The 23627-nt window shown below is 70.1% G+C and carries 18 protein-coding genes; 11 read left to right on the top strand and 7 right to left on the bottom strand.

Annotated features, from left to right (window positions below; all coding sequences use genetic code 11):
• Positions 1 to 76 precede the first annotated feature (76 nt).
• The 6 genes from AB0I81_RS47175 to AB0I81_RS47150 all read left to right on the top strand — a co-directional run bounded on the left by AB0I81_RS47175 (position 77) and on the right by AB0I81_RS47150 (position 6615).
• Complete coding sequence (locus AB0I81_RS47175; protein ID WP_360672469.1) at positions 77 to 2593, top strand: DNA translocase FtsK; 2517 nt, start codon at positions 77 to 79, stop codon at positions 2591 to 2593.
• Positions 2594 to 2677: 84 nt separating this feature from the next.
• Positions 2678 to 3439: a helix-turn-helix domain-containing protein gene (locus AB0I81_RS47170; RefSeq protein WP_360672466.1), complete on the top strand. Its 762-nt coding sequence runs from the start codon at positions 2678 to 2680 to the stop codon at positions 3437 to 3439.
• 59 nt (positions 3440 to 3498) lie between these two features.
• Positions 3499 to 4908: a 30S ribosomal protein S12 methylthiotransferase RimO gene (gene rimO / locus AB0I81_RS47165; protein ID WP_360672463.1), complete on the top strand. Its 1410-nt coding sequence runs from the start codon at positions 3499 to 3501 to the stop codon at positions 4906 to 4908.
• Positions 4905 to 5477 (top strand): CDP-diacylglycerol--glycerol-3-phosphate 3-phosphatidyltransferase, encoded by a 573-nt coding sequence (gene pgsA, locus AB0I81_RS47160; protein ID WP_360672460.1) that lies wholly within the window; start codon positions 4905 to 4907, stop codon positions 5475 to 5477. The genes rimO and pgsA overlap by 4 nt, the downstream gene beginning before the upstream one ends.
• Positions 5478 to 5480: 3 nt before the next feature.
• Positions 5481 to 5972 carry a nicotinamide-nucleotide amidohydrolase family protein gene (locus tag AB0I81_RS47155; protein WP_360672457.1) on the top strand — a complete coding sequence of 164 codons (492 nt, stop codon included), beginning with the start codon at positions 5481 to 5483 and terminating at the stop codon, positions 5970 to 5972.
• 286 nt (positions 5973 to 6258) lie between these two features.
• Positions 6259 to 6615 carry a helix-turn-helix transcriptional regulator gene (locus AB0I81_RS47150; RefSeq protein WP_360672514.1) on the top strand — a complete coding sequence of 119 codons (357 nt, stop codon included), beginning with the start codon at positions 6259 to 6261 and terminating at the stop codon, positions 6613 to 6615.
• On the opposite strand, the gene AB0I81_RS47145 is transcribed toward AB0I81_RS47150, so the two are convergent.
• Complete coding sequence (locus AB0I81_RS47145) at positions 6612 to 7391, bottom strand: DNA-formamidopyrimidine glycosylase family protein (RefSeq protein WP_360672454.1); 780 nt, start codon at positions 7389 to 7391, stop codon at positions 6612 to 6614. The two genes, AB0I81_RS47150 and AB0I81_RS47145, sit on opposite strands and share 4 nt — an antisense overlap.
• A 189-nt stretch (positions 7392 to 7580) precedes the next feature.
• Between AB0I81_RS47145 and AB0I81_RS47140 the strand changes: the two genes are divergently transcribed.
• The 3 genes from AB0I81_RS47140 to AB0I81_RS47130 all read left to right on the top strand — a co-directional run bounded on the left by AB0I81_RS47140 (position 7581) and on the right by AB0I81_RS47130 (position 13470).
• Positions 7581 to 9524 carry a WD40 repeat domain-containing serine/threonine protein kinase gene (locus AB0I81_RS47140; RefSeq protein ID WP_360672452.1) on the top strand — a complete coding sequence of 648 codons (1944 nt, stop codon included), beginning with the start codon at positions 7581 to 7583 and terminating at the stop codon, positions 9522 to 9524.
• A complete protein-coding gene (locus tag AB0I81_RS47135) occupies positions 9521 to 11473 on the top strand; it encodes a serine/threonine-protein kinase (protein WP_360672449.1) in 1953 nt (650 codons plus the stop codon). Before AB0I81_RS47140 ends, AB0I81_RS47135 begins: the two co-directional genes overlap by 4 nt.
• 98 nt (positions 11474 to 11571) lie before the next feature.
• Positions 11572 to 13470, top strand: a complete 1899-nt coding sequence (locus AB0I81_RS47130; protein WP_360672447.1) for a serine/threonine-protein kinase — start codon at positions 11572 to 11574, stop codon at positions 13468 to 13470.
• 192 nt (positions 13471 to 13662) lie between these two features.
• Here the strand turns inward: AB0I81_RS47130 and AB0I81_RS47125 are convergent, their stop codons facing one another.
• Entirely contained in the window at positions 13663 to 14694 is a 1032-nt protein-coding gene (locus AB0I81_RS47125) for a PP2C family protein-serine/threonine phosphatase (RefSeq protein ID WP_360672444.1), read from the bottom strand.
• A gap of 176 nt (positions 14695 to 14870) precedes the next feature.
• Between AB0I81_RS47125 and AB0I81_RS47120 the strand changes: the two genes are divergently transcribed.
• Positions 14871 to 16955, top strand: a complete 2085-nt coding sequence (locus AB0I81_RS47120) for an AAA family ATPase (protein ID WP_360672441.1) — start codon at positions 14871 to 14873, stop codon at positions 16953 to 16955.
• 34 nt (positions 16956 to 16989) lie between these two features.
• Here the strand turns inward: AB0I81_RS47120 and AB0I81_RS47115 are convergent, their stop codons facing one another.
• Positions 16990 to 17439, bottom strand: coding sequence for an Rrf2 family transcriptional regulator (locus AB0I81_RS47115; RefSeq protein WP_360672438.1), 450 nt, complete (start codon positions 17437 to 17439; stop codon positions 16990 to 16992).
• A 145-nt stretch (positions 17440 to 17584) separates the two neighbouring features.
• Between AB0I81_RS47115 and AB0I81_RS47110 the strand changes: the two genes are divergently transcribed.
• Positions 17585 to 18766 (top strand): ROK family transcriptional regulator, encoded by a 1182-nt coding sequence (locus tag AB0I81_RS47110; RefSeq protein WP_360672436.1) that lies wholly within the window; start codon positions 17585 to 17587, stop codon positions 18764 to 18766.
• A 117-nt stretch (positions 18767 to 18883) separates the two neighbouring features.
• On the opposite strand, the gene AB0I81_RS47105 is transcribed toward AB0I81_RS47110, so the two are convergent.
• From AB0I81_RS47105 to AB0I81_RS47090, 4 genes are all read right to left on the bottom strand, one after another.
• Positions 18884 to 20338, bottom strand: a complete 1455-nt coding sequence (locus tag AB0I81_RS47105; protein ID WP_360672434.1) for a glycoside hydrolase family 3 protein — start codon at positions 20336 to 20338, stop codon at positions 18884 to 18886.
• Positions 20339 to 20400: 62 nt separating this feature from the next.
• Entirely contained in the window at positions 20401 to 21252 is an 852-nt protein-coding gene (locus tag AB0I81_RS47100; protein WP_360672431.1) for a carbohydrate ABC transporter permease, read from the bottom strand.
• The gene (locus tag AB0I81_RS47095) at positions 21249 to 22259 is read right to left on the bottom strand and encodes a sugar ABC transporter permease (protein ID WP_360672428.1); all 1011 of its coding nucleotides are present in this window, start codon (positions 22257 to 22259) and stop codon (positions 21249 to 21251) included. The genes AB0I81_RS47100 and AB0I81_RS47095 overlap by 4 nt, the downstream gene beginning before the upstream one ends.
• A gap of 2 nt (positions 22260 to 22261) precedes the next feature.
• The gene (locus AB0I81_RS47090) at positions 22262 to 23572 is read right to left on the bottom strand and encodes an extracellular solute-binding protein (protein WP_360672425.1); all 1311 of its coding nucleotides are present in this window, start codon (positions 23570 to 23572) and stop codon (positions 22262 to 22264) included.
• Positions 23573 to 23627: the final 55 nt, after the last annotated feature.

The raw sequence follows: 23627 nt of genomic DNA, 5'->3' as shown, positions 1-23627 counted from the left end.
GTTTGAGGTGCCGAGATGCCAGGAGACCGGCGAGTCTACGCGCGTACAGCGGTGTCTCCGTCGTACCTTTGGCATCATGGCCACCCGTACGCCGAAAAGCGCATCGAAGGGGCCGGCGAAGCGGTCGACCTCGGCTCGCACGACCCCCGCCAAGCGCGCAAGCACGTCGGCGGGGCGGTCCAGGGCGAAGGGAGCCGCCTCTGGCCGCAAACCCTCCGTGACTCATCAGGACCCCGTGAGCTGGGTCTTCACCATGATCGGCAAGCTGGTCGTGGGATTGTGGATGTTGTTCGCCAACGGCATCGGCAGTGCCGCGCGGGCGGTGGGCAAGAACGCCCGCGAGCTCGACCCCGCCCACCGCCGCGACGGCGTGGGCCTCACCGTGCTGGCGGGCGCGATCATCCTGGCCGCCATGACGTGGCGCAACTCCGAGGGAGCGGTGGCCGGCGTCGTCAACGGCGCCGTGCGCGGCGTGTTCGGCTCGCTGGCCTGGGCGCTGCCGCTGCTGCTCGGCCTGCTGGCCTGGCGCTACCTGCGCCACCCCGACCAGAACGCCGACACCGGCCGCATGGTGATCGGCTGGGCGGCGCTGATGGTCGGCGTGCTCGGCGTCATCCACGTGGCCAACAACACCCCCTACCCGGCCGGCGAGGGCCAGGGCATGGACAAGGTGTCGCAGGCCGGCGGCATGATCGGGTTCATCGTGTCGGCGCCGCCGATGAGCATCCTGCCCTCCTGGGTGACGATCCCGCTGTTGTTGCTCCTGTCCGGGTTCGGCGTGCTGGTGATCACCGCGACGCCCGTGCACCGGATCCCGGAGCGGCTGGGCGAGCTGAAGCACCTGCTGTTCGAGCGGCAGTCGGAGACGTCGTCGCCGAAGTCGCCGGCCAAGAAGCGCGTCAAGGTCAAGGGCTCCGAGGAGAACGAGGGCGCCGACGGCGTCAAGCCGTACGACTCGCCCGTCCTGGCCGAATCGGACAAGGGTAAGAAGCCGGATCATTCACCGGAGATCGTGCCGGGGCTGACCGACGAGGAGGAGACGCCCGCCCCCGAGGCTGAGAGGCGTGCTGAGCCGCCGGAGCCGTCGCCCGCGCCGCGCAAGGTCGAGCAGCTCGTGCTGTCCTCGCAGGCGGGCCCGTACAGCCTGCCGGACGTGGCCTCGCTCAAGCTGGGCACGGCGCCGAAGCCGCAGACGAAGGCCAACACCACCGTGGTGAACGCGCTGACCAGCGTGCTGGAGCAGTTCACCATCGACGCGCAGGTGATCGGGTTCACGCGCGGGCCGACCGTGACGCGCTACGAGATCGAGCTGGGCCCCGCCGTCAAGGTCGAGAAGGTCACGGCGCTGACGAAGAACATCGCCTACGCCGTCAAGTCCGCCGACGTCCGCATCCTGTCGCCGATCCCGGGCAAGTCGGCGATCGGCGTCGAGATCCCGAACGCCGACAAGGACCTGGTCTCGCTCGGCGACGTGCTGCGCTCCCAGGTGGCGCAGGCCGACCACCACCCGATGATCGTCGGCCTGGGCAAGGACGTCGAGGGCCGCACCATCGTGGCGAACCTCGCCAAGATGCCCCACCTGCTCATCGCGGGCGCCACCGGCGCCGGCAAGTCGGTCTGCGTCAACGGGCTGATCACCTCCATCCTGATGCGGGCCACCCCGGACGAGGTGCGCATGGTGCTGGTCGACCCCAAGCGGGTCGAGCTCAGCGTGTACGAGGGCATCCCCCACCTGATCACCCCCATCATCACGAACCCGAAGAAGGCCGCCGAAGCCCTCGAATGGGTCGTGGGCGAGATGGACCGGCGCTACGACGACCTGGCGGCGTCCGGGTTCCGTCACGTGGACGAGTTCAACAAGGCCGTGCGGGCCGGCAAGCTGCAGCCGCCGCCGGGCAGCGAGCGGGTCTACCAGCCCTATCCCTACCTGCTGGTGATCGTGGACGAGCTGGCCGACCTCATGATGGTGGCCCCGCGCGACGTCGAGGACTCGATCGTGCGCATCACGCAGCTTGCCCGCGCGGCGGGCATCCACCTGGTGATCGCCACCCAGCGGCCCTCGGTGGACGTGGTGACCGGCCTGATCAAGGCGAACGTGCCGTCGAGGCTCGCCTTCGCCGTCTCCAGTCTCACCGACTCGCGGGTCATCCTCGACCAGCCGGGCGCCGACAAGCTGGTCGGTCAGGGTGACGCGCTGTTCCTGCCGATGGGCGCGAGCAAGCCCATCCGCATCCAGAACGCGTTCGTCTCGGAGAAGGAGATCTCCGAGGTCGTCACGCACTGCAAGGAGCAGATGCAGGTCGAGTACCGCGAGGACGTGGCGGCGGCGCCGGTCAAGCGGGAGATCGACGAGGAGATCGGCGACGACCTCGACCTGCTGGTCCAGGCCGCCGAGCTGATCGTGACCACCCAGTTCGGCTCGACCTCGATGTTGCAGCGCAAGCTGCGCGTCGGCTTCGCCAAGGCCGGGCGGCTGATGGACCTGCTGGAGAGCCGCAACGTGGTGGGCCCGAGCGAGGGTTCCAAGGCTCGCGAGGTGATGGTCAAGCCCGACGATCTGCCTGGCCTGCTGGCCGATCTGCGTGGCGAATGACCCCAATGCGTACTTGCACAATAGTAACTGCTTGAATGGGTATCACCACGAAGAGTAGCCATGGTGGTGAGGGGGCGGTTCGTTGTGCAAGAGCAGAGCATCGGGGCCATGCTGCGTGCGGCCAGGCAGACGGCCGGCCTGACGGTCGCGCAGGTCAGCGCGGCCACCAGGATCCGCGAGGCCATCATCCAGTGCATGGAACAGGACGACTACGTCCAGTGCGGCGGCGCGTTCTATGCCAGGGGGCACGTCAGGGCGGTGGCCAGGGCCGTGGGACTCGATCCCGAGGCCACCGTCCACCTCTATGACCAGCAGAACGGCGGGGCACCGCGGCCCATGCCCGCCTCTGCCGTCTTCCAGACCGACAAGAAGATCCACCTGCCGGAGCGGCGCGGGCCCAACTGGACGATGGCGCTCGGCGTGGCGCTGGCCATCGTGATGGTCTTCGGCACGATGCGGGTGCTGGGCGGCGCCAGCGACCAGATCCGCACCGGCGACGTGCGGGTGGCCTCGGCCAGGCCCAGCGTCCCGCCGAACACCCCGATCACCGAGACGCCCACGCCCACGCCGTCCGCGGACGCCGCGAAGAACACGGTCACGGTCCGTATCAAGGCGAAGCGGTCCTCGTACGTGAGCCTGCACGACGCGCAGGGCCGCAAGCTGTACGCGGGCACGCTCAAGGCGGGCAAGACCTCTACGTGGCGCGCGCAGGAGAAGGTCAACGTGCTGATCGCCGACGCGGGAGCCGTGACACTGCACGTCAACGGCAAGAAAGTGAAGGGACTCGGCGGCCGGGGAGACGTGGTGCGGCGCGCGTTCGGACCGCGTAAAGCGGAGGCGCGGTAGTCACGCGAGGGAACCCGTGCATCGGGTGGTGGCCAACTCCCGATACCGTAGTGTTCACCATGTCATCCCGCCGAACCGCATCGCTGATCACTCTGGGCTGCGCACGCAACGAGGTCGACTCCGAGGAGCTGGCCGCGCGACTCGAGGCTGCCGGCTGGCAGCTGGGCGACGACGACCCCGATGTCGTCGTCGTCAACACGTGTGGCTTCATCGACTCCGCCAAGAAAGACTCGATCGACACGCTCCTGGCCGCCGCCGACTCCGGGGCCAAGGTCGTGGCCGCGGGCTGCATGGCCGAGCGCTACGGCAACGAGCTGGCCGAGGCGCTGCCCGAAGCCGGCGCGGTCATCTCGTTCGACGACTACACCGAGATCGGGGAGCGCCTCGACGACGTGCTCGCGGGCAAGCCGCTCAAGCCGCACACGCCACGCGACCGCCGCACCCTGCTACCCATCTCGCCGGTGGACCGTGCCAGCGCCGCCACGGCCGCCATTCCCGGCCACGGCGACCTGCCGGAGGGCCTGGCGCCCGCCAGCGGGCCGCGCGTGCTTCGCAAACGGCTCGACGAGAGCCCGGTGGCCTCGCTCAAGCTGGCCTCCGGCTGCGACAGGCGCTGCTCGTTCTGCGCCATCCCGGCCTTCCGCGGCTCCTACGTCTCGCGCAAGCCTGAGGAGTTGCTGGCCGAGGCCGACTGGCTGGCCCACAGGGGCGTGCGCGAGCTCGTCCTGGTCAGCGAGAACTCCACGTCCTACGGCAAGGACCTGGGCGACCTGCGGGCGCTGGAGAAGCTGCTGCCCGAGCTCGCGGCCGTGCCGGGCGTCGAGCGCGTACGCGTCAGCTACCTGCAGCCGGCCGAGCTGCGGCCCGGCCTGATCGACGTGATCACCGGCACCGACGGCATCGCCCAGTACTTCGACCTGTCCTTCCAGCACGCCAGCGGCACGGTGCTGCGCCGGATGCGCCGCTTCGGCGACCCGGAGCGGTTCCTCGGGCTGCTGGAGACCATCCGCGAGCGCGCCCCCGAGGCGGGCGTGCGCTCCAACTTCATCGTGGGCTTCCCCGGCGAGACCGAGGAGGAGTTCGGCGAGCTGGTCGGGTTCCTGGAGGAGGCCAGGCTCGACGTGATCGGCGTGTTCGGCTACTCCGACGAGGATGGCACGGAGGCGGCGGGGCTGCCGGGCAAGCTGGATCAGGAGGTCATCGACGAGCGCGTGCGGATGCTCACCGAGCTTGCCGAGGAGTTGACCGCCCAGCGCGCGGAGGAGCGCATCGGCACCGAGGTGGACGTGCTGATCGACGACGACCTGGGCGACGGCGGCTATGAGGGCAGGGCCGCGCACCAGGGGCCCGAGGTCGACGGCTCCGTCACGGTGCAGGGCATCGGTCTGGTCAAGGGCCAGATCGTACGCGCGCTCGTGGTCGACGCCGAGGGGGTTGACCTGATCGCGCGTATCAAGGCCGGTCCATGAAGAGGGACGAGCGCCGCGTGGTAAGCCCGTGGAACATCGCCAACGTCCTCACGGTCCTCCGGTTGGTGCTCGTCCCTTTCTTCGTCGTCTGCATGCTCCTTCCCGGCACCGGCTGGCGGGTGGCCGCGCTGGTCGTGTTCGCGGTGGCCTCGATCACCGACCACCTCGACGGGGAGCTGGCCAGGCGCTACGGCCTCATCACCGACTTCGGCAAGATCGCCGATCCGATCGCCGACAAGGCGCTCATCGGGGCCGCGCTGGTGTGTCTGTCGATACTCCAGGAGGTGCCCTGGTGGGTCACGGTGGTGATCCTCGGCAGGGAGGTGGGCATCACGGCGCTGCGGTTCGTGCTGCTGCGGCACGCGGTCATCCCGGCCAGCTACGGCGGCAAGGTCAAGACCGTGCTGCAGATCGCCGTCATCGTCCTGTACCTGCTGCCGTTCGTGCCCGACCCCGTCCGGTGGGTGGTGATGGGCGCGACCGTCGTGGTCACCGTGGGAACAGGGGCGGATTACGTCTTCAGAGCCATGAAACTGCGTAAAGTGGCCAGGCAGGCGCGCGGGGAGTGACCGATGGCGGATGTGGCCGGGATGCTGAGGATGCTGGTGGAGCAGGGCGCGACGGTGGCGGTGGCCGAGTCGCTGACCGGAGGGCTCATCGGGGCCGCGATCACGTCGGTCTCCGGGGCCTCCAGGGCGTTCAGGGGCGGGGTCGTCTCCTACGCCACCGATCTCAAGCATGAGTTGCTGGACGTCCCGCAGGAGCTGCTGAGGCGCGAGGGAGCCGTGCACCCGGAGGTGGCGGCGGGCATGGCGGTAGGGGTGGCGCGGCTGTGCGGGGCCACGTACGGGCTGGCGGTGACGGGCGTGGCCGGGCCGGAGCCGCAGGACGGCAAGCCCGTCGGCCTCGTGTACGCGGCCGTGGCGGGCCCTGGCGGACGAATTGTGGCCCGGGAATTGAGACTTGATGGGTCGCGCGAACGTATCAGGGTAGAGACGGTGGACGAGGCAGTCGATCTACTGTCAGGTGTGCTGAAGGCGAACATAGGGGAACATTCCGGGTGATTACCGTGTTACGTCCCGAGCGAACATGCGATGTGCGGTCTGACGCGGTGTCGGTGGATACGGGTACGGTGGAGCTGTGAGTGAGGTCCGTGAGCCAACTGCAAGCACCGAGCGCCCGGCAGGCGGGCCTGATGAGTCGCGCAACGAGCCACGAGCGGCGGTCCGGGGGCGGCGACGCCCAGTGATGACGGCGAGGAGTATGTACGAAGCGAAGAAGACCAAAGTGCGGCACGATTCGATCGCGCGGGGCGTGGTGAAGACATCCGCGCCGGGGAGGGAGCGACAGATGATTCTGCTGCGTCAGCTGCTCGGCGACGTGCTGAGGCGGTTGCGGGTGCGGCAGGGGCGCACGCTACGCGAGGTGTCCACGCTTGCCAGGGTTTCTCTCGGCTACCTGTCCGAGGTGGAACGCGGCCAGAAGGAGGCCTCGTCCGAGCTACTCGCGTCCATTTGCGGCGCGCTCGGGGTGCCGCTTTCGCAGGTGTTGCGTGAGGTGTCCGACCAGTTCGCGCTGGCCGAGCTTCAGGCCGCTCCTGTGCTGGCCGATGTGCCGGAGCACGAGCGACTGCCCCTTTCCGAGACGGTTCCCGGGTCGATCGGCGACTCCGTGTTCCCCGAGGTCAAAGACATGGTGGCTGCCTAACGCGGCTGGCAGTTCGCACACCACAGGATCAGCCGTTCCTGTGGGCGCGCCCCCATCTCCCCACGGCTGATGCGGGTGCCGCATCGGCGACAGGGCCTCCCCGCCCTGCCATAGACCCAGGTCTGATTCGCCGGGCGGCGATCACCTGTGGTCACCGTGCCCGCATGCCGCTTGTTGGCGTGCAGCAGCCGCTGGGCGAGTGACACAAGCCCGTTGAGATCCTCGATCTCCCCGACCTTCCGCCACGGCCAGATGCCGCGCAGGAAAAGGGTCTCGGCGCGATAGATCGTGCCGATCCCCGCCAGGTTGCGCTGATCGAGCAGCGCCTCCCCGATGGTCCTGCGGGGTGCCCCTCGTAGTCTTCGCACGGCCTCATCCGGGTCCCAGTCGGGGCCCAGCAAGTCCGGCCCCAGGTGGCCGACCAGCCGTGCCTCGTCGGCCGTGCCGACGAGATCCACCATGCCCAGCCTGACCCCCACCGCCTGCCATCGCTCGTTGGCCAGGACGAGCCTCACCAGATCGCCAGGGGGCAGCCCGCGACCGGCCGGCGCGACCAGCCATCTCCCCTCCATGCGCAGGTGGGTGTGCACGGTGAGGTCGCCCTCCACGCGGGTGAGCAGGTGTTTGCCCCGGGCGAGCGTGGTGAGCACGGTTCTGCCGGTGAGGTCGGCCGTGGCGTGGCGGGGGACACGGAAGTCGGATCGGGTCAGCACATGTCCGTCCAGCGCGCCCCGCAGCCGTGCGGCCGCGCGGTAGACGGCGTCTCCTTCGGGCATTTCCCCAGTTTAGAGGCACTTTCTGCACCAGTCCCAAGCGCTCGTTTCACCAAGAGTGCGCGCGCCCCGTGGCGGTCAGAGGCCGTATTCCCGGAGGTCATCTGCCAGGTGCGGCGGGTGGCTGCCACCTCGGCACGGCCGTGACAGAAAAAGCTTCAGCGTGAGATGAGAACCCCCGATAATGACGGCATGCCTGAGATCGCGGGTTTACGCGCGGGGGATCCCGCCGAGGTGGCGGAGTATCGGCTGACCGGGCGGCTGGCGGACGAGGTGTTCGTCGGGCAGTCGAGGGCCGGGGAACGTGTCGTGGTGCGGCTGATGCCGTCCGAGATGGAGCCCGAGCCGTTCCTGCGGGCGATGGAGCCGTTACGGTCCATGTCCGCGGTCGGCACGGCGCAGATCCTGACCGCCGGAGTGTCCGGTGAGCGGGCCTATCTCGTGACCGAGTTCGTGGACGGGCCCGCGTTGCAGGAGTCGGGCGGCTCGTTCGACGAGGTGGGGCTCTACCGGCTGGCGGTGGGGACGATCACCGCGCTGGTGGCCGTTCATCAGGCGGGCCTGGTGCACGGCGACATCCGGCCGGGAAATGTGTTGCTGGGCCCCGACGGGCCCCGGGTGATCGATGCCGGGCTCGAACAGGCGATGGCGGAGGCGTCCGTCGCCACCAGGAAAGTGGCCGTGCCCGCCTACACCGCGCCCGAACGGTTACGTGGCGCCGATGCCGGGCCGGCCGCCGATGTGTTCTCCTGGGCGGCGACCATGGTGTTCGCCGTGTTGGGAGCCTCGCCGTTCGACGGCGGGTCGATGAGCGCGACCGTTGAGCGCATACTGAACGGCCGGCCGGACCTGCCCGATCTGGGCGAGTTGCACGAGCTGATCGTGCAGTGCCTGAACAAGGATCCGGCCGCGCGTCCCGCGGCCAACGAGGTGCTGCTGCGGCTGGTCGGCCAGTCGACGTTCCTGACCGGGCGGGTGCCGATCGCCGGAGAGCCGCCGGCCCGCGACACCGGGCCCTCTCCGGCGGACGGACGGGACACGGGACGCTCCGGGCGCAGGTTCGGCGTCATGGCCCTGGCGGCCTCGTTCGTCGTGGGAGCGCTCGTCTCGGGCGCGGGCGTCTACGCCGTGTCCGGCAGCCGGCCGTCCACCGGTACGGTGGCCGCCACCACGTCCGCCAGTCCCAGCGCCTCGACCGCCCCCACCATCACCTCGTCCCAGGCGATCGCGCCGCTGCTCAAAGTGGAGAAGAAGGCCGCGACCGACACCAAGCTGCCGGAGACCGGCGTCACCATGCACGAACACCCCAAGGATCCGGTACGGGTGTCGGCCTACATGGCGGGCAGCGACAAGTACACGGCCTTCGCCCGCGACAGCGGCGGCACGTTCAAGGCGGTGGGCGCCGCCGAGCAACCGCTCCTGTCGCCCCGTGGCGACTGGGTGGCGCTCAACCCCATGCTGAAGTTCCAGACCTCCGAGCTGGACCAGGTCAAGTTCGTCAGCATGTCCACCAGCGAGTCCTTCGTGGTCAGCACGGTCAAGAAGCCCCTGCAGAGCATGACCCCCGTCTGGTCGAGGGACGGCGGCAAACTGCTGCTGTCGGTGTACGACAGGACGGCCAAGCCCGAGCGGCTCGTGGGCTTCGTGGTCGTCGACGTGGCCGCCAGGAAGGCCGTGCACGTCGAGACGGAGTACACCAGCGGCAGCAACCTGACCTTCGCCTTCGCCCCCGACGGCTCGGTCGTGCGGGGGTACTGGGACGGCAAGGTCAGCGGCATCGAGTTCTACGACATGTCCGGCCAGGTCATCAAGACGATGCACTGGGTCGGCATGCCGATCGGCAACGACTGGTTCTCACCCTCGGGCAACAGGTTCGCGACCCGTTGCCCCAATGAGAAGGAGATCTGCGTCTGGGACGTCAAGACAGGCGCCCGGCTGGCCACCATGCCCAGCGACATGAAGGGCAGCTTCCTCGGCTGGTTCAACGAGCAGCACTTCATCATGCAGGACCCGGGCAAGAAGAAGGACACCGAGGTCATCAAGATCGTGGACTACCTCGGTGCCACGAAGCGGGTGCTGGGTGACGTGGTGAAGGACCGTGCCCTCATGCAGTTCGCCCCCGTGCCGGCCTCGTGAACCCTCTGACGGCGAACGATCCCGCGCGGCTCAACGGCCACCGCGTCCTGGGGCGGCTGGGCGAGGGCGGGCAGGGCGTCGTCTACCTGGGCGAGTCGTCCGACGGGACCCGGGTCGCGATCAAGGTGCTGACCGCGGGTCTCGACGATCCGGACGCGCGGGAGCGTTTCGAGCAGGAGATCGGCTTCGCGCGGCGGGTCAAGGCGTTCTGCACGGCTCGGGTGCTGGCCAGCGGCGAGTACGCGGGCACGCCGTACGTGGTCAGTGAGTACGTGGCAGGGCCGTCCCTCGCCCAGGTGATCCGGGAGCGGGGCACGCTGCACGGGGCGGAGTTGCGGCGGCTGGCGATCGGGACGCTGACCGCGCTGGCCGCCATCCACCGGGCCGGGGTGGTGCATCGGGATTTCAAGCCCGGCAACGTGCTGCTCGGCAGGGACGGGCCGCGGGTGATCGACTTCGGCATCTCGCGTGCTCTGGAGGAGTCGGAGCCGGGCGAGGACTTTCTGGCCGGGACGCCGCCGTACATGGCTCCGGAGCAGTTCGATCGTGTGCCCGTCGGTCCTGAGGCCGACCTGTTCGCCTGGGCCTCGACGATGGTGTGCGCGGTGAGCGGACGGCCGCCGTTCGGTACGGGCCCGCTGTCCTTCCTGGTCCCGAGGATCAGGACCGGCGAGCCGGAACTGGGCGGGCTCGACGGCGAACTGCGGGAGCTGGTGGTGCGCTGCCTGGCCAAGGATCCCGCCGCCCGGCCCAGCGCGACACGAGCCCTGCTCACCCTGCTCGGCCACGACGTACCCTCCACCATGACCGAACCCGAACAACGGCTCCTGGCAGAGGGCCGGCAGTCCGCCCGGCCCGCCACGTCCGGCCCGGACGAGCCGTTCACGGCGTCCCCGGCCCTGCGGCGCCGGGCGCTTCAGGTGGCGGGCGCGGCGGCCGTGGCGGTGGCGGTCGCCGCCGCGATCATGATCACGCGGCCCACTCAGGCGCCGTCGGCCACACTGTCGGCCACACCGCCGCTGAAGGCGCTGCCGACGGCGCGGCAGGGGCGGTTGGCGCTCGCCTCGACGTCTGAGCTGAAGCTCCCCGGAACCGGGATCACCCTGCACGAGAACCCCGCCGACCCCGTCTGGGTCTCCTCCTACCATGACAAACGCGACGGCGAGGGCCGCACGATGCCGGCGTACGCACGAGACCCCGCCACCGGGACCTTTGCGTTCTTCGGCAACTGGGAGGAGCCGGTCATCTCTCCCGGGGGCGCGTACGTGGCCTCCCTGTCGGACACTCGCCTCCAGAGGCAGGACCACGAGACCATCCGGCTGCGCGAGCGAAGCACGGGACAGGACCGTCACCTCCGCACGGTGGACAAACCCGCCGCGCTGTACGCACCGACATGGGCGGATGACGGTCGGCGGCTGCTGCTGACCGTCTACGACAAGGTAGAAGCGCCGAGCACGTCCGTGGGCTTCGTGATCGTGGACGCGGTCACCGGGATCGTCAACCGGACCGAGGCCGAGGGCGGCGGGGGCGTGTACGCCTGGGGCGTGGACTCCAAGACCGTGCTGCACGAGACCAAGGACGGGACGATCCGGGTCCTGGACCCGAACGGCAGAGCCCGGCGCACCTTTCCCGGCAAGGGAGAACTGCTGCCCGGCGGGGCGCGACGCACGACGCTCGGCACCGTCTTCGCCACGAAGTGCACCGGCGAGGCGGCCACGGACGTGTGTTTCTGGGACGAGGGAACCGGCCAGCCGAAAGGCACGATCAAGCTTGAAAAGGGATCATCTTTCAGCGGATGGCTGGACGACGAACACATCATGATCACGGCAACGGGCGCGAAGAGGACGGAAGTGCTCCTGGCCGATGTGAAGGGGCGGTCCGTGCGCGTGCTCGCCGACGGCCCCGCCGCCGAATTGGCGAAGGTGGCGTTGTGGTTCACCCGCCGATGACCATGGGGCGAACAGTGGCGGTCCGAGGATGTCCTCGCCGGCGTTGGCGGCCATAATGACGATCAGAACTGAGCCTTGACGGAGGGCTTGAGCGGGGCATGCCTGAGATCGCGGATTTACGCGCGGGAGATCCCGCCGAGGTGGGCGGCCATCGCGTCGTCGGCCGGCTCGGCGCGGGCGGTCAGGGCGTCGTCTACCTGGGTGAGTCGCCCGACGGGAGCCGGGTCGCGATCAAGATGCTGGGCGCGGGACTGGACGATCCGGAGGCGGGGGCGCGGTTCCGGCAGGAGGTCGGCTACGCGCGGCGGGTCAAGGCGTTCTGCACGGCCCAGGTGCTGGCCAGCGGCGAGTACCAGGGCACGCCGTACGTGGTCAGCGAGTACGTGGACGGGCCCGCGCTGGCGAAGGTGATCTCGGAGCGGGGCGCGCTGCGCGGCGCGGAGCTGCGGCGGCTGGCGATCGGGACGCTGACCGCGCTGGCCGCCATTCACCAGGCCGGGGTCGTGCACCGGGATTTCAAGCCCGGCAACGTGCTGCTCAGCAGGGACGGGCCCCGGGTGATCGACTTCGGCATCTCCAGGGCTCTGGAGGAGACGGAGGTCGCCGGGCAGCACCTCGTGGGGACGCCGCCGTACATGGCGCCCGAGCAACTCGGCGGGGGACCGGTCGGGCCCCCGGCCGACCTGTTCGCCTGGGCCGGGACCATGGTGGCGGCGGGCACGGGGCGGCCGCCGTTCGGGACGGGTGACATTCCCGCGCTGCTCAGTCGCATCCTGTACGCCGAGCCCGACCTCGGCGACCTCGACGGCGACCTGCGGGAGCTGGCCGCGCGCTGCCTGGCCAAGGATCCCGGGGCGCGGCCCACCGCGACGCGGGCGCTGCTCACCCTGCTCGGACACCGCGACGAACGCGCCTTGCGCAACACCGGGGAGCAGCGGCTGCTGGCCGAGGGGCAGCAGTCGGCGGCCCCGCCGCGCCGCAGGAGGTGGCCGCTCGTGGCGGGAGCGGCGGGCCTGGCCGTGGCCGTCACCGTCGCGGTGCTCCTGCTGCGCCCGGTGCCCGCCCCGCGACCACCCGCCCCTGCCCCGGTGCCGCTGCCGACACCGCGCCCGGGTGCCATGGCGCGAACGTCGGTGTCGGAGCTCAAGCTGCCGAACGGGAACATCGTCCTGCACGAGAACCCGGCCGACCCGGTCTGGGTCTCCTCCTACCTCGACCTGCGCACCGGCTCCGAGACCCACATCCGCAACCCCGCCACGGGGGCCTTCACCTTCTTCGGGAGTTTCGAGCAGCCGGTCGCCTCGCCGGGCGGCCGCTTCGTGGGCTCCACGTCGATCGCGCGCTCCAGGGGAATCGACTTCGAGTCCATCCGCCTCCTCGACCGCGCCATCGGCCAGGACCGCGAGGTGCCGGCCGTGGAGCCGTCCCGCACGTTGTACGCGCTGTTCTGGTCCGGCGACGGACGGCGGCTGCTGGCGACCGTCGAGGACAGGTCCGAGAAGCGGGCCGTGGGCTTCGCGGTGCTGGATGCCGTCACGGGCTCGGTCAAGATCACCGAGACGGCGGGTGCGGACGAGGCCAGGTATAGATGGGGCTCGGACGGCAACAGCGTCCTGCAGCAGGCGCCGGACGGTGCCGTACGCGTGCTGGACCTGAACGGCCGGGTCCTGCGCAGCCTGCCGGAAGTGGGAGTGCCGACAGGCGGCGGAACGGTCACGACGACCCTAGGCACCATCTTTAACACGATATGTCCGAAGAAATCGCGAAATATCTGCTTCTGGGATGAGCGGACCGGGGCCAAGAAGGGCGAGATCCGGTTGCCGGAAGACGGCAGCTTCCACGGCTGGCTGGACGAGCGCCACATCCTGGCCATCACCCGCGACAGCGAGAAGGCGGAAGTCATCATGGCGGACGCCACGGGGAAGCCCGTCCGAACCCTGGTCACCGCGCCCAGGAAGGAGTTCGACAAGGTCACCTTCTGGTTCACGAGGAAGTGACCGGCCGGATGCCCCGCTCGATAACACGAAGGAAACGCCCGGGCTCTTAGTGTCGGCCGCCGAAGAGCCTTCCCCGACCTCGGCTGGATCGCGGTCATTCTGAGCAACTACGACACCCCGATCACCCCTGTCGTGCTCAAGGCCCGCGATTTAATCACCGGATCGGCGCCACCCGCCTCCTGATGCCGGAGGTCAGTCCGTCCGGTCGTGCCGGTCCTCGCTGACCGGCGCCGCGACGGGTGACTTCCGGACCGGCGCGGGCTGGGCCAGGATCAGCGTCAGGTCGTCCACCACGGTCGTGCACGAGCCCTCGGTGTGCCGCCGCAGCAGGCCCAGCAGGTCGTGCAGCGACTCCTCCAGCGTCGGCTGCGTCAGCGCGGCGTGCAGGCGCTCGTCGAAGGGCAGTTCGGAGCCTTCGCAGTCGCGGGCCTCGGTCAGGCCGTCGGTGTACAGGAGCAGGCGGTCGGAGGGCAGCAGGCGTACCCGCCAGACGTACGGATCGGGGGACAGGCCGAGCGGCCGGCACGGGCGGGGCGGGCGAAGGGCGCGCAGGCGGGCGTCGATGCGTACGGGGGCGGGATGACCGCAGTTGACCAGTAGCACCCCGCCCGGCACGAACTCGGCCAGCAGGACCGTCACGAAATCCTCCGGCTCCAGGACGGGGGCGATGCCCGCGTCGAGGTCGAGCGCCAGGGCGGCCAGATCGGGCGCGGTGGCGGCGGTGCGGCGGAAGGCCGCCAGCACGCTCGCGCTGAGATGCGCCGCGTCCAGGCCATGGCCCTTGACGTCGCCGATGATCAGCCGCAGGCCGGTGGGCGTGGCGACCGCGTCGTGCAGGTCGCCGCCGATGCGGGCCGAGTCGGCCGACGAGCGGGTGTGCGCGGCCAGGTTGACGCCGCCCAGCTCGGAGGGGAGCGCGGGGATCATCGCCCACTCCGCGATGCGGGTCATGCGCTTCAGGTCGGCGTGGTGGCGGGCGTGGGTTCTGGCCGTCACCAGGGCCCACAGGCCGCCGGTGACCACGATCAGCGCGCGTACCAGGTGGTGCGGCAGTTCGGAGCCGTCGTCCATCGCGGGCACCAGCAGCGCCATGGCCAGCGCGGTCGCGGCGGCCACCGCGGTGGCCCGCACGCCCAGCAGGTGGGCGGCGAGCATGGGCCCGGCCAGCAGCAGCGCCGACAGGGAGACGCTGGCGTAAGCGGCGTCCGCCAGCGCGAGGCCCACCTCGGCCAGCAGCAGCGCCGGCAGCAGCCGGCGCCGGTTCCTGACCGAGATTTGCCGGGGGATGGGAACTCCTCAGGGGAAACTATGGACGAGTAGTCACCTTCTCACTTTTAGTCACGTTGCGGGTGCGGTTCCGGCAAACTGTGAGCCAAGGCGAGTCCTGTGAGGTGACGATCATGCAAACGGGCAAGTATCAGGGGAATCTCCCCGCGGAAAGCACGAAACTGATCGGCCGTCGCGAGGAGGTGGCCGCCCTGCGCACCCTGTTCGGCAAGGCCAGGCTGGTGACCGTCACGGGAGTGGCCGGGGTCGGCAAGACCAGGATCGCCCTGCGGGCCGCCGCCGCGCTGCAGCGGGAGTTCGTGGACGGGGCCTGGCTGGTGACGTTGTCGCCGCTGGCCGAGGGCAGCGCGCTGCCGTACGCGATCGCGGAGTCGTTGCCGCTGGCCGACCAGAGCGCCCGCCCGGTGACCGACGTGCTGGCCGACTACCTGGCGGGACGTGAGCTGCTGCTGGTGCTCGACACCTGCGAGCACATGACCGAGGCGTGCGCCGGCGCGATAGAGACGCTGCTGGCCGCGGCCCCCGGGCTGCGCGTGCTGGCCACCAGCCGCCGGCCGCTCAACTGCGCCGACGAGCAGGTCTTCACGGTGGAGCCGCTGCCCGTCCCCGTCAACGACGTCTGGCAGGGCAACGACGCGGTGGCGCTGCTGCTCGACCGGGCCGCGGCGAGCGTTCCCGGCTTCAAGATCGACGAGAGCAATCTGGAGGCCGTGCTGCGCGTGTGCCGCCGGCTGGAGGGGTTGCCGCTGGCCATCGAGCTGGCCGCCGCCCGGCTGCGCGAGGTGACCCCCGAGCGGCTGGCCGAGCGGCTGGAGGACCGCTTCAAGGAGCTCGGCACGACCGACCATCAGGTGTACGGCGCCGACCCGCCCTGGCACCAGGCCCTGCGTACCGCGATCGGCTGGAGCCACCAGCTCTGCACCCCGGCCGAGCGGCTGTTGTGGGCACGGGTCTCGGTGTTCGCCGGCGGCATCGACCCCACCGCGGCCAAGCAGGTGTGCGCCGACGACCGGTTGCCCGCCTGGCAGATCCCGCAACTGCTGGAGTCGCTCGCGGACAAGTCGATCCTGATCTGGGAGCCGACGGGCGCCGGTGACCGATACCGGATGCTCGACACGATCCGCGAGTTCGGCGCCATCTGGCTGCGGGACCTGGGCCAGGAGGAGCGCATCCGCCGCCGGCACCGCGACTACTACCTGGCGCTGGCCCGCGAGGGCGACCTGTGCTGGATCGGCCCCGACCAGTACCTCTGGTACGACAGGATGACGGCCGAGCACGACAACCTGCGGGCCGCGCTGCAGTTCTCGCTGGCCCGCCCGGAGGGGCACGTCGCGCTGGATCTGGCCGGGTCGTTGTGGTTCTTCTGGTATCCGTGCGGCTTCCCCGCCGAGGGACGCCACTACCTGGAACGGGCACTGAAACAGGACCGCGAGCCGGGCCCCGCGCGCAACAAGGTGATGTGGGCCTGCAGCCTGGCCCTGGTGTGCCAGGGCGAGGGAGCGCTGGCGGTGGAGCTGGCGCAGCAGTGCGTGACGGACGCCGACCGGCTGGGCGACGTGGAGTCGGCGCTGATGGCCCGGTGCGCGATCATGTGCGCGAGCATCATCCTGGGCGACTGCGAGCGGACGATCGAGGTCGGCGACGAGGTGATCCCCAGGGCCGCCGGCTCTATCTACGTCTTCCCGATGTTGCTGGCCCTGACCGCCTACGGCATGGCCAGGACGATGACCGGCCGTTTCGAGGAGGGCATCGCCACGCTCGAACGCCTGCGTGGGCTGTGCGACCAGTACGGCGAGCGCTGGCAGCGCGCCTACGGCGACGTCCTGCGTGCCCAGGTGGAGCTGGCGTGCGACCGGCCGGCGCGGGCGCAGGAGTACGCGCAGGCGGGGCTGGAGGTCAAGTGGCGCCTGCACGACAGCGTGGGCATGGCCATGGCCATCGACCTGCTGGCGCCGGCGGCGGTGGCGACGGGAGCGGGGGAGCGGGCCGCGCGCATGCTCGGGCTGGCCGACCAGATCTGGGACACGGTCGGCAAACAGCACTTCGGCGCGCCGGAGCTCATCGCCGCGCGCCAGGCCTGCGAGAAACAGGTGCTCGGGGTGCTCGGTGAGCGGGCCTACCTCGATGCCTTCCAGGCGGGCCGGGAGGCGGATCTGGACTCCGAGGTCTCCTACGCGCTGGGCGGGCGCGTGGGTTGAAAGGGCAGGGCCGCTAAGGCTGAAAGGGCAGGTGTCAGTCCCAGGCTGCCGGGTCGGCGGCGAGCTGGCGGATGCGCTCGGGCAGCGCCCCGGAGGCGACCTGGTCGAGCGTGACCTCCTCCAGGATCGAACGCTCGGTGGCCCGCAGGGCGATCCACACCTGCTGCAGTGCCTCCGCGGGCCCCCGGTAGCCGACGTGCTCGGGCCGTTCGCCGCGTACGTTGGCCAGCGGGCCGTCCACGGCCCGGATCACGTCGGCCAGCGAGATGTCGGCGGCCGGCCTGGCCAGCACATAGCCGCCCTCGGGGCCGCGCTGCCCGCGCACCAGCCCGGCGCGGCGCATCTGCAGCAGGATGTTCTCCAGGTATTTGGGCGGCATGTCCTGCTCTTTGGCGAGCTCGCCCACGGTAGTCGGGCCCGCACCGGCTGCGGCGAGTTCTGCGGCGGCACGAAGGGCGTAGTCGACACGAGCGGATAGGCGCATGTTCTCGATTATCCCTCCTGGTCAACACTGGTTAGGCGCAAGGTTGCCAGAACGGGGCAGGAGATGCCGAATACGGCAGCCGTCGCATGGCCTTTGACGGCGCTAAACTTCCAACAACCTTTTCGATTTGACGGTGGGATTCAGCGTGGAGCGACGCCCTGGTGTGCCCAGATTGCTCAGGGAGATCAATGACCGGGCCGCCCTGGAGTTGTTGCTGGCGACCGGCCCGATGACGCGGGGGCAGATCGGTGACCTGACCGGTCTGTCCAAGGTCACGGCCTCGCAGACGCTGGCCAGGCTCGAAGGACGCGGCCTGGTCGAGGTGGTCGGCGCGCAGGCCGGCGGGCGCGGCCCCAACGCGGCGCTCTACTCGGTGATCCCCTCCAGCGCGTACGTCGCGGGTCTGGAGGTCGGCCCCGGGCTGATCTCCACGGCCGTCGCCGACATCCACGGCCACACGATCGCCGAGGTCACGGTGGATCCGGGCGGCCACGACGATCCGGTCTCCGCGGTGCACGCGGCCATCGTCAAGGCCTGCCGCAGCGCCAAGGTGAGCATCTCCAAGCTGCGTGGCGTGGTGATCGGCACCCCCGGCGTGGTCGATCCGCGCAGCGGCGACGTGCGTTTCTCCTTCGACCTGCCCGGCTGGCACGAGGGCATCCACGAGGCGCTGGCCGGCGACCTGCGACGCGAGGTGACGATCGAGAACGACGTCAACCTCGCCGCCATCGCCGAGCGCTCCGACGGGGCGGCCGCGGGGATCGACGACTTCGTGCTGCTGTGGGCCAGCCGCGGCCTGGGGCTGGCCATCATGCTCGGCGGCAAGCTGCACCGGGGGCGGTCCGGCAGCGCGGGGGAGATCGGTTACCTGCCGGTGCCGGGGGTGCCGCTGCCCGAGGACATCCGTACCGAGCCCGGGCGGCTGCCGTCGCTGGCGGGCGGCCTGCAGTCGACGGTCAGCGCGGAGGCGGTGACGGAGCTGGCGCGGAGCTACGGCTTCGCGGCCGGCAGCGCGACCGAGTGCGTCAAGGTCGCGGTGGCGGCCGGGGCCAGGGGTGAGCCGCTGCTCGATGAGATCGCGCAGCGGCTGGCCCTGGGCGCGGCGGCGGTGTGCGTGATCCTCGACCCCGGGCTGGTGGTGCTGGCCGGTGAGGTGGGGCTCGCGGGTGGCGCCGCGCTGGCGTCCCGGGTTGAGGAGGCGGTGGCCCGGATCTGCCCGGTACGCCCCCAGGTGGTCACCACGACGGTGACCGACAAGAACCCGGTGCTGCGCGGCGCCGTACTGGCCGCCCTGGACCAGGCCCGTGAAGAACTCCTGGCCCCCTGAGCTCGTGAGCGGCCCTCGGGGCTTGTATGAGCGGCCCTCGGGGTCTGTGTGAGCGGTCCCCGGAGCCTGTGAGCGGACCTCGGGGCCTGTGAGCGGCCCTATGAGCCCTCGAACCGCTCAGGCCGTGAGCGGCTCGGGTGTGAGCAGTTCGACCGCGGCCTGCGCGTTCGCGCGAGCCGCGCCGTACGTGGCGATGTAGGCGGCGCTGTCCGGTCGCCACACGGGCAGCCCCATCTCGATCACGGTCGTGTCGGGACGGGCCGCCACCAGCGCGGAGACCAGCTCCCTGCTCTCGGGATGACGATGCGCGTCCTTGACCACCACGACCAGCGACCGGTCGGCGGCCTTGATGAGCAGCCCTGGCGCGTCGGCCGCCGCGGGCTTGACCCGGACGATCTCGGCGTCGGGCAGCCACGGCCCCACCCCCCACGGCACGTCGCCCACGGCGATCGTCGGCGGCGTGTCCACCTCGATCACCAGCGGCTGGACGAGCGGCTCGGCGGCCCCGGTCAGCCGTACGGCGCGGCGCGCGGCGTGCAGGCCGACCACGTTCTGCTCGGCCGCGACCCGTTCCGGCGCGGCGGCCCAGGTACGCAGCGCCGCGACCCGCGCCGCGGCCTCCTCCAGCCGCTCCACGGGCAGCCGCCCCTCCCGCACGGCGGAGACGAGCTCGGCGATGATGGCCAGCACGTCGTCGTACGTCGGCAGCGGCCCCAGGCACAGCAGGTCGGCCCCGGCCGCCACGGTCAGCACGGCGCCACCGGCCAGGCCGACGCTCTTGGTGATCGCGTGCATGTCGAGCGCGTCGGTGATGACCACGCCGTCGTAACCGAGCTCGCCCCTGAGGAGCCCGGTCAGCGCGGCGCCGGACAGCGTGGCGGGCGTCCGGCCCGTCAACGCCGGCACCGCCACGTGCGCGGTCATCACCGACTTGGCCCCCGCGCCGATAGCCGCGCGGAACGGCGCCAGCTCCCGTTCGCGCAGCACGTCCATGCCGACGTCCACGACCGGGACGGACAGGTGCGAGTCGACCCGGGTGGCGCCGTGGCCGGGGAAGTGCTTGACGCAGGCGGCCACGTTCACCGACTGCAGGCCCTCGACGGCGGCGACGGTGTGCCTGGCGACCAGCGCGGGCTCGGTGCCGAAGGACCTGGTGCCGATGACCGGGTTGTCGGCCTCGGTGTTGACGTCGGCGCTGGGCGCCATGTCCAGGTTGATGCCGCAGGCCGCCAGTTCGGAGCCGATGGCCCGGTAGACGCTGCGGGTCAGCTCGGCGTCGTCCACGGCCCCCAGCGCCGCGTTGCCCGGGTACGGGCTGCCGACGTGGTAGGCCAGCCGCGTCACGTCCCCGCCCTCCTCGTCGAGCGAGATGACGGGCTCCCCGGCGCCGCGCAGCGCGGTGGTCAGGTCGAGCACCTGGCCGGGGTCGGCCACGTTGAAGCCGAAGAGCGTGACGCCGCCCAGGCCCTGCTCCAACTCGCGCAGCACCCAGTCGGGCGCCGTGGTGCCCTGGAAGGCGACGAGCAGCGTGCCGGCCGCGAGACGGCGCAGCCCCCGATCACTCTGACTCATGGCTCCTCATCAGTTTTCAGGCAGGATCGAGTACGGTGCCGGCAGCACCGTACGGATATGTGTCAGCCCTTCACCGCGCCCGCCGTCAGCCCTTGGACCATGCGGCGCTGCACGAGAAGGAAGAAGATGACGACCGGGATCGTCATCATGGTGGACCCGGCCATGATCGCGCCCCAGTCGACGCCCTCCTGACCGAAGAAGAACTGCAGGGCCACCGGCATCGTGTACCCCTCCGAGCCCGACATCAGGTAGAGGGCGAAGACCAGGTCGTTCCACGCGGTGATGAACGAGAAGATGCTCGTGGCCACCAGGCCGGGCGCGACCAGCGGGAACAGCACCTTCCAGAACGTCGTCATCCGCCCGGCCCCGTCGATCCAGGCCGCCTCCTCCAGCGACTTGGGTACCGCGGCGACGAACGTCCGCAACATCCAGACGCCGAACGGCAGCGTCAGCGCGACCTGGGTGACGATCAGCCCGAGGAACTGGTCGCCGAGCCCGGCCCGCTTAACCATCATGTACAGCGGGATGAGCAGGCCCTCTGACGGCAGCATCTGCACGACCAGCAGCACCATCAGGAAGACGCCGCGGCCCTTGAACCGGAAACGGGCGATGGCGGTGGCCGACAGCAGGGCGAAGGTCGAGCCGATGAGCACGGTGCCGATCGCCACGATCGCGCTGTTGCGCATGTAGAGCCAGATGGAGTTGTTCGCGACGCCCTCGGTGAGCACCCGTTCAAAGTGCTCGAAGGTGAAGTGCGTCGGGAACGGGATGAACTCCGTGGTGAAGATCTGGTCGTTCTCTTTGAAGCCGGTCGAGACCATCCAGTAGACCGGGAAGATCGCGAACACGAAGACCAGCAGGCCGGCGCCGTTCAGGAGGACCTTGCCGAGCCTCTTGCGGGCGAGCGGGGTCACATCTCCTCCTGCTTGACGATCTGCCTGACGTAGAAGACGGTGATGATGAGCAGGATGATCGTCAGGATGATGGAGATCGCCGCTCCGGTGCCCAGCTTCTGGGGTGGCTTGAACGCCTCGGCCACGGCGTACATGGACAGGTTGAAGCCGTCACGGTTGGTCGGCCCGTCCATGAGCACGTAGAGCTGGCTGAACACCTTGAAGTCCCAGATGATCGACAACATCGTCAGGACGGCGAAGACCGGCTTGAGCATGGGCAGCGTGATCTTTCTAAAGGTGTGCCACGCGCTCGAACCGTCCACCTTCGCCGCCTCGTACAACTCGGCGGGGATGCCCTTGAGCCCGGCCAGCACCGAGACCGCGATGAACGGGAACCCGGCCCACACCACGCAGATGACCAGCGCGATGTAGAGCGACAGGGTGTCGTTGAGCCAAGGGGTGCCCACCCAGCTCGCCTGACCCGCCGGCGGGGCGGCCAGCCAGTCGGGCAGCAGGTCCAGCGCCCAGTTGACGATGCCCGCCTCGGCGTTGAACAGGGAGCGCCAGATGACGCCCTGCGCCACGGGCGGCACGGCCCAGGCGAACATGCAGCCGATGACCACGAACAGGGACATCTTCCTGCCGAGGCGGTGCAGCAGCACGCCGACGGCGGTGCCGACGATCAGTGTGAGGCTGACGCCGAAGAAGGCGAAGGCCAGGCTGTTGCGCAGGGCCGACCAGAAGATGTCGTTGGACAGGATCTTCTCGAAGTTCTCCAGCCCGACCCACTCGGCGGGCCTGGTGCCCCTCACCTGGGCCAGCCCGACCTTCTGGAAGGCCATGATGGCGAGCTGGACCATGGGGTAGAGCAGCAGCCCGGCGATGACCACCAGACCGGGTATGAGCAGGACGTACGGGATGCTCCAGACCGGCAGTCCGCTGGCGCGCGCTCGCCCGGCGTTCTTGCGCCGGTGTCCCGGGGCGGGGGAGGAACCCCTGCCCCGGGTGACCGTTGTCGTGTCCGCCATCGTTACTGGTTCAGAATCTCTTCGAGTTCCTTGTTGGCGTCCGCGAGGGCGGCGGTGGCGTCCTTCTTGCCCTCGATGACCGCCCGTGCGGCGTTCTGCAGCACGGCCTTGGTCGCGTCGGCCTCAGTCCAGTTGGAGTCCGCCGGGAAGGCCTTGGCCTTGGCGAACGCCTGGGCGAACGGGCCCTGTGCCGGGTCCTCGTTCATCGCGGCGAGCGTGTCGGGGTAGACCGGGAGCAGACCGCCCTCCTTGGCGTAGCGGTCGGCCCAGGTCTTGCTGGTGGCCAGCTTGATGTACTCCTTGCCGAGCTCGGCCTGCTCGGTGGTGCCCCACAGCGCGATGTCGTTGCCGCCGAAGAAGGAGGGGGCCACGCCGCCGCTCTTGGCGGGCAGCGGGAAGAAGCCGATCTTGTCGCCCTTCAGCTTGCCCTTCGACTCCTCCTCGATGCCCGACAGGTCCCAGGCGGCGGTGAGGTACATCGCGACCTTGTCGTTGGCGAAGCGGGTGCGGATGTGCGTGGTGTCGTGCGTCAGGTTCGCCTTGTTGGACAGGCCGTCGGTGACCAGGCCGGTGTAGGTGCCGAAGCCCGCGGCGAAGCCGGGCTCGGTCAGCTTGCCGACCCACTTGTCGCCCTCCTTGACGGCGTACTCGCCGCCCTCGGACCAGGCGAAGGCCGCCAGCAGGTGGTTGGCGTCGGAGCCGCCGTTGAAGGCGAAGCCGTCCACGCCCTTCTTCTCGGCCTGGATCTTCTTGGCCGCGGCGACGAGCTCGTCCCAGGTCTTGGGGATCTCGATCTTGAGGTCCTCGAACCAGTCCTTGCGGTAGAGCACCGCGCGGGCGCCGGCGCCCCACGGCACGGCGTAGATCTCGTTGTCCACGGTCTCGTAGCCGTAGAGGTTCTTCGGGATCTGCGCCCGGTCATCGGCCTGGGCGATGTCGGTGATGGGCGACAGGGCGTCCTGGCTCTGCCACATCGGGACCTGGTCGTTGCCGATCTCCGTCACGTCGGGGCCGGTGCCGGTGGCCGCGGCGGCGAACTTGTCGGCGACCTGGGGCCACGGGATCCACTCCAGCTTGACCTGGGCCTTGGTCGTCTTGGTGAACTCGGCGTTGAGCTCCTCCATGTACTTGGCGGCGGCCGGGTTGCTGTCACCAAGACGCCAGACGGTCAGCGTCTTGCCGGCGAAATCGGAGCCGGAGGCCGCGGCGCTGGGTGAGGACGTGGCGGGCTCTCCGCCGGAGCCACATGCGGCCAGGCCCAAGGCCAGCGCGGCCGTGGTGACCGTAGTGGCTGTGATCTTCGCGATCCTCACAGGGTTCTCCCTTCCCGGGTGCCGGCCTACGGTCCGCACCAGGCTGATCGTCAAT

The organism is Nonomuraea sp. NPDC050404 (genome assembly GCF_040655495.1).
In the GTDB taxonomy this organism is placed as follows: Bacteria; Actinomycetota; Actinomycetes; order Streptosporangiales; family Streptosporangiaceae; genus Nonomuraea.
This window is presented reverse-complemented; position numbering and strand designations above follow the sequence as displayed.